The sequence below is a fragment of the Kitasatospora sp. NBC_00070 genome (genome assembly GCF_045041205.1).
Classification (GTDB): Bacteria; Actinomycetota; Actinomycetes; order Streptomycetales; family Streptomycetaceae; genus Kitasatospora.
In genome coordinates this window covers 695,772-709,516 of record NZ_CP108248.1, presented here as the reverse complement: position 1 = coordinate 709,516, position 13,745 = coordinate 695,772, and the positions used below count along the sequence as shown (strand labels likewise).

The following is a 13,745-nucleotide window of genomic DNA, read 5'->3' as shown; positions in this document are numbered from 1 at the left end:
AGCACCTCCACCGGCCGCCACGCCGACCCGGTGGAGGTGCTCCGCTGCGGGTGAACGACCGCCCACCGACGAGACTGCCGCACCCCTGATGTCTTGAGCGGCCCCGGAGCGGTTCACCTGCGAGTACGAGCTGACTGGAGGTCGAGTCGGTGCAGCACCTGGTCGGCGATCTCAGGATCGGTGTCGGCTTCGCCGCGTGCGGTCAGCACTTCGCGGCGGGAGGCTGCGATCATCTCCTGTTCGACCTCGAATGCGGCCCGCCATTTCGCGCCGCGTTGCTGGGCCTCTTCTTCGTACCGGTCCGGGCAGAGCTGGGCGAGGCGGTCATGCTGGCGTTGGCGCAGCCGCTCGGTCAGCTCGGACGGTAGCTCGTTCTCCAGTTCGCCGAGCCGGGCGAGCCCTGCCTTCGCCGCCCGCCACCACAGGAGTTGGAGGGCTTGTTCGTGCTGGTCGTGACCACTGCCCGGTCTGAGTAGTCGTATGACCAGCGGGAGCATGAGTCCCTGGACGATCAGGGTGAACAGCACCACGCTGAATGCGATGAAGACGATCTCGGCGCGGCCTGGGAAGTCGGTCCCGGCGTGGGTGGTGAGCGGGGTGCCGAGCGCGAGTGCGACAGTTGCCACCCCGCGCATCCCGGACCACCACAGGACCACGGTTTCCCGCCAGGAGATCGGGGTGTTGTTCTCCTTGCTGCGGCTGACTCGTCGGGAGAGCCAGGCCGCCGGGAGCAGCCAGATCAGTCGGATCAGCACCACCACAGCGATCACGGTCGCTGTCTCGCCGATCATGCCCTGCCAGGTGTCTGTGACATCGGCTAGTACGGTGGAGAGTTCCAGTCCGATCAGTCCGAACGCGACGCCGGTGACCAGGGTTTCGACGATTTTCCAGAACGCGTTCCCGACCAGTCGGTAGGCGACCTCGTCGGCGTCGGCGGCCCTGTCTGCCAGGTAGAGCGCGCACACCACTACCGCGAGTACGCCGGAGCCGTGTGCCTGCTCGGCCAGGGTGTAGGCGGCGAATGGGACCAGCAGGTTCAGCGCCACCTGCTGGGACGGGTCGTCGAGCTGTCTGGCCAGCTTCGTGTTGGCCCAGCCGAGCCCCACCCCGACCGCAATCGCAACCACGGCGGAGAGCAGGAAGCGCCAGACCGCGTACTCCAGGGTGAATGTGCCGCCCACCAGTACCTCGACCGCCAGTGAGTAGATGACGATCGCGGTGACGTCGTTGAACAGGCCCTCGCTTTCGAGTACCGCGACGAGCCGTCGCGGCAGACCGGCTGGGCCGGCCACCGCTACCGCCGCTACCGGGTCGGGCGGCGAGACCAGTGCGCCGAGCGCGACCGCGGCAGCGAGTGGCACGGCTGGCACCAGCACTGTGAAGACACCTGCCACTGCCGTGGTGGTGATGATCACCAGAGCCACTGCGAGCAGCAGGATGGAGCGGAAGTTCGCCTTGAAGTAGTGCGAGGAGGATCGCCGGGCCGCCGCGAAGATCAGTGGGGGTAGTAGTAGCGGCAGGATCAGTTCCGGCTTGATCTGCACGTTCGGGATCTGCGGGATCACCGCCATCACGATCCCGAGGAGCGTCATCAGGACGGGTTGTGGAACCCCGATCCGGGGGGCCAGCGGTATGGTCACCACGGAGGCGAGCAGTACCAGGAAGAGAAGCGACAGCTGGCCCACGGAGTAGAACCTCTCAGTAGTACGGGAAATACGTCCGCCGGATTCCGGGACAGCATAGGCTCCGCATTGCAGCAGCCGTTGGTGGGGCCTTGCCTGGTTTGCCGGGCTGGACCGCCTTGGTCTTCCGAAGCGACGCCGGGGTTTCGGATGTGCGGATGGCAAAGCGGCAGTCGGTACGCGTCGTGGCTGCAGGCTGCGGCCAACTGGTTTCGGTTCGTCTTCGGTGTGGGCAGCCGCTACGAGTTGGTCCTGGCCGCGTAGCGCGGCTCTGGTCCTCGGGGCGTCACCTGTGCCAGTCCGGAGTGGCCGTGCCCAGCGGTTCCGGCGCCAGGTCTGTGGCTCCCTGGTTGCCTCCAGTCGGCTCCGGTGGAGGGGCGCGCGTTTCCGGGCCGTTGCGGTGTGCGTGAAATGCAGGCGATCCCATGGGGCCTGAATTTCTGGGCCGCATCGGTACCTCGGTGAGTTTTACATCCCGGGTGAGGCGGGTGGGTTTTCGTGTGACCGCAGCCGGGCGTCCGTCCCTGCGTGCCTGTCCGGCCCGCCTCGCCGACACCCTGTTCGCCCCCGCCGAGCACGCCGAACAGGCCTGCGGGAAGCTCGCCGCGGCACCGCAGCGACAGCGGGGGACCGACCTCGGCCGGTGACTTCGACCTGGCGGAACGTCAGCTCCCCAAACCCCTACCGACGGGGGTCCCGCAGCTCCAGGCTCCGGGAGCCCAGGCGTGAACGTCCCGGCGGGCCAACCGGGCACCGGACGGCCTGCCGCGGCACCATGGAGCGCATGTGCGGCAGGTTCGTCTCCACCACCACCCCGACCGATCTCGCCCAGCTGCTGCGCGCCAGCGTCTGGCCGACCGATACGGACCTGACGGGCCTTCAGGCGGCCGTGGCCCTGGCCGGCACCGGTCCAGGCCCGGTGGGTGGCCTCCAGGCGGAGCTGGATGCTGGGCCAGTCGCCGACGGCGACTTCGAGTCGTGGCGGTGGGTGGGGTGCGCAGATGACCGAGACCAACCTGCAAACGCGCTCCTCCACGTGGGGAGTTCTGTCTGGCTGCCGCCGACGAGCTGCTGGTCCGGTTGGAGGGCGCGGTGGAGCAGCGCCGCCAGGCGGTGGTGCTCCTCGCGGTGCTGCCGGCCGAGCATGGCCGGGACGAGGGGCTGGAGCTGCAGCAGGGCGGCGGGCTCGCTCTGGACCTGGTGCTGGCCGAGCTGACGCACCGTCCGCTGTCGCTGGTGCGGGCCGCCGAGCTGGTCTGGGTGCTGAGGAGCGCGTGGTCCTGCTCGGGCACGGCAGCGGCGGCCGCGTGCTGTCCGAGGCCACGACGGCGGTGACCGCGCAGCTGCGCTGGTACTACGAGAGCGCTCTCCCCGTCGGTCTTGTGCGGCCTGATCGCCCCGGCCTGCCCCGTCGGGCCGCACAAGACACGCTCGTGGAACCGGGTTGAGTGATGGTCAGGACGGCTGGTTCGGTGAAGTGATCTTGATGCTTCCGTTGATGACCGCCTGGCGCAGGACGGTGAGTTCGTTGATCAGGCTCGCGGGCACTTGGGGGGTGTAGTCGTGGAAGGGGGCGAGGTCGGTGGAATGGTTGGCGAGGTCACCGATGAACGGAGTGGTGTCGAAGCGGCCGGCGGCCGCCTCGCTGACGACGGTGCTGACAGTGCTGGAGACGTCGCGGAGGATGGAGGTCAGGATGACGGAGCCGTGGTCGGGGTTGGTGATGTAGCCGTCGCTCTCGGTCCAGATCATGGCGAGCTTCCCACTGCTGGCAAGGGCTTGGTCGAGTGCGCCCTTGCCGGTGGAGCCGGCGACCGCGAGGATGACGTCCGCTCCGTTGTCCCGCATGTCGGCCGCGATTCTGCGGCCTCCGTCGGGGTCGTTGAAGTTCCCGGACAGCGTTCCCCGCTGGGAGGGTTCGTCCCAGCCCAGCACCCTGACCGTGCTCCGGTGCTCGGTGTTGTAGTGGGCCACGCCTTCCCAGAAGCCGTCCATCTTGATCTTCACGCTCTCGATGTCCGCCCCACCGAACGTGCCGACGGTGCCGGTCTTCGTCATGGCGGCCGCCAGGTAGCCGGCCAAAAACGCGGACTGGGCGGCGTTGATCTGCACCCCCTTGACGTTCGGCGGTGCCGACTTCCCGTCGACCAGGGCGTAGTGGCGACCCGAATGCTTCTTCGCTGATTCGCGCGTGGCTTCGGTCATCGCCACCCCGGCCGCCACGACCAGGTCGCAGTCAGCTGAGGCGTAAGCGTCGATGAGGGACAGATAGTCGGCGGACGAGGGCGCCGTGACCTGCCGCGTGCGGATGTCTTTGTTCACGGCGGCCGCCTGCTGCATCCCCGCGTAGGCCTCGTAGTTGAACGAGTGGTCCTGTAAGCCCCCGGTGTCCGACACCATGCACACCTCGAACCCGCCGGGCCCCGCCCCCTGCGCACAGGAGTCGGCCAACAACGCGAGGACCCCGGCAAGCGGGACGAGGATTCCGTACCTGTGCATGAGAAAGGCCCCCTGCATGGGCGCGACAGTGGTCCACCCTCAGGTTAGAAACCCCGAACCGCTCCACGGCGGTCAATCACGCCGGCCCCCGGGCACCATGCCCCACCCCTGACCTGCCTCTTCGCGCCAGCCGCCAAGCCCTGCCTGACAACACCGAACACCACTCCCCCAACGCCCCTACCGGCCTCAGAGAACCCACAGCATCCGTTCGCAAACCCGTCATCGTGACGGCCATGCGAACGGATGCATTCCCCAACCAATCCGCGATCATGGCTCTGACCTGTGGTGATGGTGTTTGAAAAGCGGGCTCTTGCGGACGGCCTACCAGCCATTGCCAGCCGAACACGCCGGCCATTCAGGCCGCATATCGGCCTACTCCATACGGACACAACTGGCCCCTGCGCCCAAATCTGGCATGCTCGCTTCATTCACGGGCCTTGAGGCGTGCTGGTGGGAGTCGGCGGGCATGCACGGAGTCGGAATGTCGTGGGGATTGCCCGCTCTGGCCCACCGCCGGCGTGGGAGTTGAGGACCACCGAGTGGTGTGAGGGCAACCCAATCCCTCAGCGCCCGATGCCCGCGAGCGTGACCTGTGGTGGTCCTCAACTTCCGGAACGGACTGACTGAACTCAGTCCGTTAACGCACGATCGAACCATCCAAGTGGGCCCGCCACTCACGCGATCAGGATCCCTGGCTGGACCGGTATGCGCGAAGACCCGCCAGGAATGAACCCGCCGTGGCCACCACCCTTCCATCTTGATCCACCAGTGCGCCAGGCCTCACCAGTCCTTGTCCGGCAATGCGACCTGATCACAAGAACAGCCCACTGCGAGCCGGGGCAGGTTGCGGCTGACCTTGTGCCTGAGTTTTTCGGGGTGGCTGGGACCGCGTTTCGGCGGGTCCGGGCACCGGCGGTTGTCCGGTGACCTCGGGCTCCACCTCGTGTGATGGTCTGTGACAGGTCTCGGAGGTGTTGTTCGATCTGATCCGGCGGGCCCGGCGTGAGCAGGGGCTGTTCGGGCGGGAACTCACGGCCCCGTTCAAGGTGTCGCGGCGCACGGTTCGGCAGGCACTGGAGTCGCCGGTACCTGCCGCAGCGGCCGCACCACCGCCGGAGCGGGTGCCAGGCGATCTCACTGCACGCGCATCAGCTGCCACCGGATCTGCGCACCGCGCTGCCCGACATGGGCACGTACGACCGGCTCCCGCCCCGCGGATGTCCCTGCCCGGCGCCCCGGAGGACATGCTCATCGACGATGCCTGCCGGGACCTGAAGCTCCCGGCCTTCCGCAACCGGTTCATCGAGCCCGCCGCCACCGCCCTGCGCGAGCAGCCACCTACAAGCAGTTCCTCCTCGACCTGTTGCGGGTCGAACTCGCTGAAGCGGACGCCGGCCGCTGCCCGTCCTTCGTGATCGCCCGTCGCAGCAAGATCGACCTTCTGTGTCTGAACGAGTTCGGCTGCCTCCGCCTGGACCGCAAGGGCGCCAAACTGCTGTTCCAGATCTTCGTCGAACACGGTGAATACAAGGCCACCGCCGTGGCCTCGGACTCACCGTTCACCGGACGAGTGGGACAAGACCTTCGGGCTGCACGCTCATCCGGACCGGCACCGACTCCTACCGCTACCAGGCCACCCAGGAAGGACTCCTCTCCGGCCCGAGATGGTCAGCTCGGACGGGCCCCTACAGGCAGGCGCCGAGGAAGGGCACCGTGCCCGTATGACGAGCGATCAGGTCGCTGGCCAGGCCCACGGTGCCCTGCAAGATGTTCTCCTCAGCGTTGTGGGTCAGTCTCAAAGCCGGCCCCCGGGAGTCCATGAGGAAGAACGCATGCCAGTGTTGCCAACTCCGAGGGCCAGGGCTGTCGAGGCCTACCATCGCCGACTCCAGGAGCTTGACCGACTGCCCGACGCCGCCGCCATCCGTCTGGCCGGTGACATCTCTGCCGGATCGTGTGTCTATGTCCTTGCGGCGCCGCAGCAGGTCTGGGTTTGTACGGACGAGGCGTCCCCGCCGGACCGGCTCACGATCATCTCGGTGAGCTGTGACAGCGAGGTGGGGCACTACGCGTTGGTTCAGTCGGAGAGTCGGGCCGGCAAGCACGTGATGCCGCTCGACACGCTCTCCGCCCGCTATGCGCTGGAGACCTGGCCTGACAGCTGATCCGTACTGCCACGGCCGACCATCGATGCACTCACGGTGAAGGAGCCGACGCACACCGGCGATCGCCGGGAGTACTCGGAGCGGACCCCGACCGCGACTTGTCAGGGAGGCAGCCGGCGGGCCCGCAGCCACAAGTAGTAGCGGCATCACGGGACTTCATCACCCCGAACTCCGCCCCAGCCGGGAAAGGTCGCTCGATCAGTGGCTCCCAATCTCACCGGAACCCACCGCAGGGCCGAGAACATCCACGTCACCGACAGACCAACCCCGGCGCCCGCGCTCACCGATGACGCGGTGCCCTTATGACCGGCGAAATCACCGTGCCCATCGGGTTGCGCGGCGAGGCTGGGTTCGAGTCGGGCGAGGTGGTTGGTGTGGCAGCGGTCCAGAGCCGGACCGGTTTACCAGGTGTTGGCCCGCGCGGTGTTACGGCCCGGCAGCGCTGCCCTGGTCCTGTTCTCATTCGGCGTCTGGCCATCCACTTGCCGGCTCAGGCTGGCTTTGGCAGCCGGTCTGCGAGAGGGAGCGCAAGCGCTTCCGGTACCTCGTAGGACTGGTGTCTCATCAGACATGCCCGGTGTGGAGCACACTTCCGCCCCCAGTTGCTGAAGACGTTGTATTACAGCGACAGGTCTGGTCCCGTCAGGAGAGCGCTGGTTCCGGAAAGGTGGAGGAGCCGGATGACGTGCCGGCTGGCGGCCGTCAGCTGGAGGTCCTTGCCGGTCTTCTGGGCCCGCCCGTGCAGGTGGATGAGGACGGCCAGGCCGCGGCAGTCGATGAACGTGACGGCGGCCAGGTCGAGTTCCAGCCCTGCGGCACCGTCCAGAGCAGCAGTCAGGTACTCGCGGAGAGCGGGAGCGCTGGACAGGTCGACCTCCCCGGCGACGGCTGCCCGCACCCGGCCAGAACCCGTGGCGGACGGCTGGAGTGTGACGCCGGCCTGCCCGGCAGCGGGAGGGAAATCCTGGACCGGACAGCGAGTGCCGGTATGAAGAACAGACACCTAACCTCCCTCGGTTTCGCAGGCGGCTGACCGGTCAGCGCTTCACCAGCAGCAGGCCAGTGGCAGCGGGCGTGCCGCTGCCTGACCGGGCTCCAGGTGCGGGTCGCCACAGAGGCGGCGCTCTCATCGGAATCCGCCCTCTGGCCGGCACAAAGACTGGCGGAACCCGTACCGGGCGCGGGGTGGCCCCGATGCCCGGCCGGTCATTTCCCGGCGTTGCTTCCTAATCACGCAGAACGGTTCAGTGCGCCGCCCGGAAGAAATCCGTCGAAGCGGCCTCTCCGGCGGCTTTCCAGTGCGGTGGTCCCGCCGTTCTCGGAGGCGGCGGGACCACCGTGATCGGAATGCTAGCCCCCACCCTGGAAGAACCGATAGTGCCCGGAGCAGGGAAATTTTCAGGCCGCGGACATGCCATGCTCCGCCTGCCCCTCCCACAGCCGGACACCGTCAACCAGCCGTCACCGCCACCCGTCCGCTCCCAACGCACCACCGCCCGAGAACCCGGCCAGTGTGTCGGACAGGGCGGGCGGGTCTGCCTGAAAGGCTGCTCCGTGCCCTGTTGGGGACCGTCCTGTGGATGGCTAGCGTGTCATCAGGACCTGGAATTACTCGCTCGATCGTTGGGGAGTGGCATGCTGAAAAGATCTGCGGTAGGTCCTTTGGCTGTCGCGGTCCTGCTTGTCTCCTCCTGTTCCGGTGGCTCCACGCCTCAGGCTTTCAGAGGTTGTATGGTCTCGGATACCGGCGGCCTGCAGGACCATTCTTTCAACTTCGAGGCATACGCGGGACTGAAGCAGGCAGCCTCGGTCAACAAGACGATTGAAGTCCAGCAGGTGACTTCGGTGACGAGGGACGACTACTTCAAGCACATCGAGGCTTACGCGTCCGGTGGGTGCGATCTTATTGTCGCCGTTGGTGTGGCGATGACGAATGCGGCGATCGAGTCAGCAAAGCTGCACCCTTCTCAGAAATATATTCTGTTCGATGGGAACTCCACTCCCCCGGGGATCAAAGGGATCCAGTTCAATACGGCCCAGTCGGCGTTCCTGGCCGGGTACCTCGCGGCCGGCATGACGAAGACCGGGAAGGTCGCGACGTTCGGCGGGGCGAACTTCGAGAGTGTCCGGATCAAGATGGACGGCTTCTGGGAGGGCGTGACCTACTACAACAAGGAACACCAGAAGGACGTCAAGATCCTGGGCTGGGACGTCCCGTCCCAGAACGGGACGTTTGCCCCGGGCCAGAGCTTCACCGACATCGAGGGCGGACGTCAGATCACCAAGCGGTTCCAGGACGAAGGAGCGGACATCGTCCTCCCGGTGGCGGGAGGTACTGGGAAGGGGGCCCTGGAGCAGGCGCTCGACAGCGGGGGCAAACTGAGCGTGATCTGGACTGATACCGATGGCTACTTCTCCAACCCCGACTACCGGTCGGTGTTCCTCACCTCCATCGTCAGGGACATCTCGAGCACTGTGAGCACCGTGGTGGACAAGGCCGCGAAGGGCGACTTCAACGCCGCCAAGTTCATCGGTGACCTGGCGAACAAGAGCACTGACCTGGCGCCGTTCCACGACTACGAGGACAAGGTGCCCTCAAGTCTGGTGGCCGAGCTCTCGGTCGTCCGGCAGGGCATCATCAGCGGCGGGATCACGATCTCGTCCCCGAACCAGCCGAAGGCCGGTCCCTGACAAGGCCAGCGTTCCATCGGGCGCCACTCGGCGGTTCTGTCCCCACCGGCCGGCCGTCGGCGTCGCTGAAGCGCGGCTGTGCGCTGGGGCCCAGCCATCCAAAATGCTCGGCAGCCTCCGGGGGGACGAGTGCGCCCAAGCCCTCCATCTGCGGGGCGTACCGGCGATGGGAGCGGGTTGCGTGGACTCCTGAAGATCGTGCGGTGGCCCGCCTGTGCAACGCCACAGGCCGGTCCGGTTGGCAATGGGCCTCCCTCAAGTGAACAGCCGCTTTTGGGGCGGGCTGAGCACGGCAAGGCGATGCCGGGCGGAGACAGTGAGCCGGCCTCAGAGCGCAGCTCACGGCCTGACGCTGGTCAGGTGGGCGTAGACAACGGTGTTGGCGTCGTAGCCGGTGCGGGGGTCGTAGTGGCCGCCGCAGGTGATGACGCGGAGTTCGGCACGGCCGGTGGGGGCGTAGACGGCCTGGGCCGGGAAGCCGTCCTTCGGGTGGGAGCGGACGGCGTCGACGGTGAAGGTGGCGGTGCGCCTGTCCTGCCGGGTGACCGTGATGGTGTGACCGGGGCGCAGTAGTCCGAGCCGGTAGAGGACGGCTGGGCCATGGCTGTCGTCGACGTGTCCGACGACGACGGCGGTGCCTTGTGCGCCGGGCGAGGTGCCGCCGCTGTACCACCCGAGGACGTTACGCCGGCCGGTGGGAGGGGTGGTGAGCTCGCCTCGGCTGTCGAGGCCGAGGGGGACGAAGGGTGCGTCCACTGAGATGTCGGGGATGCGCAGCCGTACGGGGTCTGAGGGCGGGAGTTCGGGGCCGGTGAGGGTCGGCGGGGTGTGTGGCTGGCTGGGCCGTTCGGTCGGGGCCGTGGGCGCCGTGGCGGGCTGGGCGGCTGCGGCTGCGGCTGGCTGGGGCGGGTGGGTGGCGGTGAAGCCGTCGTGGATGAGCCATGCACCGACGGACAGCACGAGTGCCGTGGTGCCGACCCGCAGGAGGGCGGCACCACGGTGGTGTGGCTGGTGGTCAGCGCGCGTCATTGCGCCGTGCGCGGCGGCGGGTGCGCAGGGCGAACCAGCCGGCGGCGGCGGCAACGGTGGTGCCTACCAGGATCTCGGCGTAGTTCTGGTCGCTGCTCGCACCTCCCTCGCCTGCGGCGACGCCGCCGGCCGGGAGCTTTGCCGGGCTGGGGCTGGGGGTGCCTGTGCTTACCGCTTGTGAGGGGGTGCTGGAGGAGGACGGGGTGCTGGAGGAGGATGCGCTGGGTGAGGGGGATGCCATCGGGGGCGGGGTGGGTGAGGGGGACGGGCTGTTTTCGGGGCACTCCACCTTGAACACCTTGTGCTTGGCGTCCCCCTTCTCGCCCTGGAATGTCCAGGTCAGCTTGTAGTGGCCGTCTGGGAGGGTGAGGTCGGCCGAACGGCCGGTGCCGTTGTTGGCCAGGACGAGCTGACCGGCGAGTACCTGGGCGTTGCCGGTGGGTGGCTGCTGGTCGAGGGTCCAGGAGACCTGCTGGATGCTGTCGAAGTTGAAGGCGCTCAGGTAGAAGTGACAGACCTTGGGCTCGTCGCTCTGGTCGTCGGTGGGGGTGGTGTCCTTGTGGATCTTGACGTCACCGTTGTCGCCCGGTGCGGCGGACGCCGGGTAGGCGGGTGCCGCGAGAATTGCGGCGAGGGTCGCGGCGGCGAGGACGCCGGCGCGACGCGACGTGCGGCTTAGGAGGCGGGGCGGGGTCATTGCTGGCTCCAAGGCTGGTGGGTTGGGCGATCGGCAGCCGACAAGGTCCGAGGGTGGACCGTTGGTCGGCGTAGCGATGGGAGCCACGCATCGCGCGGTGGGCTTTTCAGCCCATCGGCCCATGCGTTTGGGGTATGGCCGGTGGTTTCCGCAGGAGAATGCGGAAAGTGGGCCGTCAGAGCGACATCTGGCCCGCTGTCTGTCGGCGGACGGCTAGCGTCGGTCGTGTGAATCCGCCGGTGCGGCGGGCGGGCCATGGCCGAGGAGGAGTGGGTGACCGTCCAATCCGACCGCCAGACTCCGGGTGTGCCGAAGCCGGTCACCTTGAGCGAGTTGCGGACTGTGCTGGCCCGGTATGGGCTGCCTGGCGACGGGGAACGGTTCGAGCAGGCTCTCGACGCGACGGGCGCCGGGGACCTCGCTGCGGTGGCCGAGGTGGTTTCCGCGTACCGTCATCGCCTTGCCCTGCGCAACACTCCGGGTGCGATGGCTTCGCTGGCCGTGCCGATCGGCGGGCGGCGGTGGACCTTGGCTGCTGCTGCCTTTTCCCGAGCCCGCGCGGCCGGCGGTGCCGGGTGACTGGGCGGCCCGCTCAGGAGCCTGTGCCAGTGCATGTCTTTCTCTCTGATGCTGCCGAGGAGGCCCTGGCCGCTTTGCGGCCTGACGAGTTGGACGTGGTGGAGAAGCTCGTCGGAAGGCTCGCCGCACATCCCAGGCTGGGCATTCCGGTGCCCGGTGGTGCTGTGCCCGGCGTCGACGACTACACCGCGCCCTCCGCTCCGAGTGCCGGCGGGAAGAGACGGGTCAGCCTCGTCTACCGGGTGAACGACGGTGCGGGGGCGGTGTTTGTCACCTGGATCGTCGCTGGCCCATGACGGCGCCGCCGGGTTGCGGTCCGGTCTGTCCGTCGGTGGGGTCAGCCTGCCGGGGAGCGCGCCGGGTCGACCTCGAAGCGGATGTCGTTCCCGAGGGCGCCGCCGCCCTCCGGCGGGCCGCACCAGTAGCACTTTCGGAACAGGGCGTCGGCCCTGGCCACCAGATCGTCCGGTCCGCCGAGCTCTACCCACAGGGTGCCGATGGGCTCGGCGGGGTATTCGACGTGTGAGCTGACCCGGTCGGTCAGGTGGGCCCTGAGCCAGTGGATCTCGTGATCCGGGTCGCCGGTTGCGGCCCTCCCGCGGTGGATGCTGCGGAACCAGCCGCTCATGTGCAGCAGCAGGTCGGCCCCGAGGTGCTGCTTGACCGCTTCGCGGGCGGCGGCCGGCCCCTCCAGGCGGATCACGATCACGGTGTCGAGTTCGCTGGTCATGTCCTCCAGCCTGCGCGATGCCTCGCTGGTGCACCTGCGGTGGCTGCAGACGGCGGAGGGCCCGCGGGGGGCCGTGGCCGTCAGATGCTTGACAGGGGCAACTATTCAGGTGAATTATTACTTCACCTGCTGAACCATCGACATGGAGAAGTAATCGTGAGTCACACCCCAAGAAGCGCTGCCAAGGCCGGGACGCCCAGCAGCAACCGGGTCCTGCCGGCCCTGATCCTCGCGATGCTGTCCTTCAGCGTGGTGCAGACCGCCATCGTCCCGATCCTCCCCTCGCTGGCCCGCGAACTGCACGTCTCCGGCTCGAACATCACCTGGCTCATGACGGCCAACCTGCTGGCCGCAGCCGTCCTCACCCCCCTGCTCGGCCGCTTCGGCGACCTCCGCGGCCGCAAGCCGATGCTGCTGATCTCCCTGGCCGGCCTCACCGCCGGCTCCGCACTCGCGGTCGCCACCGACTCGTTCGCACTGCTCCTCGTCGCCCGTGTCCTCCAGGGCGCCGGCGGCGGCGTGCTGCCACTCGCGATCAGCATCGTCCGCGACGAACTCCCCAAGAAGAAGGTCACCGGAGCCGTTGCGGCCATCAGCGCCTCGATGGGCGTCGGCTCCGGCCTCGGCCTGGTCGCCACCGGCCTGCTGCTTGAGCACTGGAGCTACAAGTCCATCTTCTGGATGGGCCTGGCCTTCGGCCTGCTCGCCCTCACCCTGGTCGCCCTCCGGGTCCCGGCCGACCCGGTGACCGACAAGAACGGCGGCGCCGACCCGCTCGGCGCACTCACCCTGGCCGGCTGGCTCTCCGCACTGCTCGTCGCCGTCTCCCAGGGCAACAGCTGGGGCTGGGGCTCCGGCCGGACGATCGGGCTGTTCACCACCGCCGCCCTCCTTGCCCTCGTCTGGGTGATCATCGAGTCCAAGGTGTCGCACCCCCTGGTCGACCTGACGATGATGGCCCGCCCCGCAGTCGCCTTCACCAACCTGGCCGGCCTGCTGATCGGCTTCGGCATGTACGGCTCCTTCATGGTCATCAGCAACTTCGCCCAGACCCCGGAGAAGCTCACCCACTACGGCTTCACCGCCACCGTCCTGCACGCCGGCGTCATGCTCCTGCCCTCCGCCATCGGCTCCATGGTCGCCGCCCCCGTCGGCGCCCTGCTCATCGCCCGCCGCGGCCCCCGCACCCCCCTGGCGCTGGGCGGTCTGCTGGGCGGCGCCGCCATGGTCTACCTCGCCCTGCGCCACAGCCACGAGGCCGACATCTACACCGCCTCCGCCGTCTTCGGCCTGGGCATCGGCCTCGCCTTCTCCGCGATGCCCGCCTACATCAACGGCGCCGTCCCGGCCGAGCAGTCCGGCATCGCCAACGGCATGAACGCCGTGCTGCGCACCGTCGGCGGCGCCATCGGCACCGCCGCCATGGCCGCCATCCTCACCGGCGACACCATGAAGCTCCCGGTCCCCGTCCAGCTGCCCACTCTGGACGCGTACCAGCACGCCTTCTGGGTCACCGCCGTGATCTGCCTGGCGGCCGCCGCGGTCCCCTTCCTCATCCGCACCGCCAAGCCCACCACCGTCGCCGCCACCCCTCCGGCGACCGTCCTGTCCTCCAGCCGCGAGCTGGCCAAGACCGGCGCCTGAACAAGGCGCCGGACCCCGCGCCACGTCTC

General features: G+C 68.2%; 14 protein-coding genes. 8 read left to right on the top strand and 6 right to left on the bottom strand.

Annotated elements, in window-relative coordinates; all coding sequences use genetic code 11:
* Positions 1-113 precede the first annotated feature (113 nt).
* Entirely contained in the window at positions 114-1,685 is a 1,572-nt protein-coding gene (locus OHV05_RS38120; RefSeq protein ID WP_331731057.1) for a Na+/H+ antiporter, read from the bottom strand.
* 497 nt (positions 1,686-2,182) lie between these two features.
* On the opposite strand from OHV05_RS38120, the gene OHV05_RS38115 reads away from it, so the two are divergent.
* Complete coding sequence (locus OHV05_RS38115; protein ID WP_331731055.1) at positions 2,183-2,329, top strand: hypothetical protein; 147 nt, start codon at positions 2,183-2,185, stop codon at positions 2,327-2,329.
* A gap of 445 nt (positions 2,330-2,774) precedes the next feature.
* Positions 2,775-3,017, top strand: coding sequence for a hypothetical protein (locus OHV05_RS38110; RefSeq protein ID WP_331731054.1), 243 nt, complete (start codon positions 2,775-2,777; stop codon positions 3,015-3,017).
* Positions 3,018-3,137: 120 nt separating this feature from the next.
* On the opposite strand, the gene OHV05_RS38105 is transcribed toward OHV05_RS38110, so the two are convergent.
* Positions 3,138-4,082: a BMP family protein gene (locus OHV05_RS38105; RefSeq protein ID WP_405021735.1), complete on the bottom strand. Its 945-nt coding sequence runs from the start codon at positions 4,080-4,082 to the stop codon at positions 3,138-3,140.
* Positions 4,083-5,425: 1,343 nt separating this feature from the next.
* Between OHV05_RS38105 and OHV05_RS38100 the strand changes: the two genes are divergently transcribed.
* Positions 5,426-5,596 (top strand): hypothetical protein, encoded by a 171-nt coding sequence (locus OHV05_RS38100; RefSeq protein ID WP_331731050.1) that lies wholly within the window; start codon positions 5,426-5,428, stop codon positions 5,594-5,596.
* Between the two features lie 306 nt (positions 5,597-5,902).
* The gene (locus OHV05_RS38095) at positions 5,903-6,346 is read left to right on the top strand and encodes a hypothetical protein (RefSeq protein ID WP_405021734.1); all 444 of its coding nucleotides are present in this window, start codon (positions 5,903-5,905) and stop codon (positions 6,344-6,346) included.
* Positions 6,347-6,965: 619 nt separating this feature from the next.
* On the opposite strand, the gene OHV05_RS38090 is transcribed toward OHV05_RS38095, so the two are convergent.
* A complete protein-coding gene (locus OHV05_RS38090) occupies positions 6,966-7,244 on the bottom strand; it encodes an STAS domain-containing protein (protein WP_331731046.1) in 279 nt (92 codons plus the stop codon).
* 833 nt (positions 7,245-8,077) lie between these two features.
* On the opposite strand from OHV05_RS38090, the gene OHV05_RS38085 reads away from it, so the two are divergent.
* The gene (locus OHV05_RS38085; RefSeq protein WP_331731045.1) at positions 8,078-9,037 is read left to right on the top strand and encodes a BMP family ABC transporter substrate-binding protein; all 960 of its coding nucleotides are present in this window, start codon (positions 8,078-8,080) and stop codon (positions 9,035-9,037) included.
* Positions 9,038-9,376: 339 nt separating this feature from the next.
* Here OHV05_RS38085 and OHV05_RS38080 read toward each other — a convergent pair whose 3' ends face one another.
* Both OHV05_RS38080 and OHV05_RS38075 read right to left on the bottom strand, forming a co-directional pair.
* Positions 9,377-10,066 (bottom strand): class F sortase, encoded by a 690-nt coding sequence (locus tag OHV05_RS38080; RefSeq protein ID WP_331731043.1) that lies wholly within the window; start codon positions 10,064-10,066, stop codon positions 9,377-9,379.
* Positions 10,053-10,763, bottom strand: a complete 711-nt coding sequence (locus tag OHV05_RS38075) for a hypothetical protein (RefSeq protein ID WP_331731042.1) — start codon at positions 10,761-10,763, stop codon at positions 10,053-10,055. The genes OHV05_RS38080 and OHV05_RS38075 overlap by 14 nt, the downstream gene beginning before the upstream one ends.
* A gap of 273 nt (positions 10,764-11,036) precedes the next feature.
* Between OHV05_RS38075 and OHV05_RS38070 the strand changes: the two genes are divergently transcribed.
* Together OHV05_RS38070 and OHV05_RS38065 are read left to right on the top strand one after the other, a co-directional pair.
* Positions 11,037-11,342 (top strand): hypothetical protein, encoded by a 306-nt coding sequence (locus tag OHV05_RS38070; RefSeq protein ID WP_405021733.1) that lies wholly within the window; start codon positions 11,037-11,039, stop codon positions 11,340-11,342.
* A gap of 29 nt (positions 11,343-11,371) precedes the next feature.
* A complete protein-coding gene (locus OHV05_RS38065) occupies positions 11,372-11,638 on the top strand; it encodes a hypothetical protein (RefSeq protein WP_405021732.1) in 267 nt (88 codons plus the stop codon).
* A 41-nt stretch (positions 11,639-11,679) separates the two neighbouring features.
* Here the strand turns inward: OHV05_RS38065 and OHV05_RS38060 are convergent, their stop codons facing one another.
* Positions 11,680-12,072, bottom strand: a complete 393-nt coding sequence (locus OHV05_RS38060) for a hypothetical protein (protein WP_331731039.1) — start codon at positions 12,070-12,072, stop codon at positions 11,680-11,682.
* 156 nt (positions 12,073-12,228) lie between these two features.
* Here OHV05_RS38060 and OHV05_RS38055 point away from each other — a divergent pair, with 156 nt between their 5' ends.
* On the top strand, positions 12,229-13,716 hold the full coding sequence (locus OHV05_RS38055) for an MFS transporter (RefSeq protein ID WP_405021731.1): 1,488 nt from the start codon (positions 12,229-12,231) through the stop codon (positions 13,714-13,716).
* Positions 13,717-13,745 lie beyond the last annotated feature (29 nt).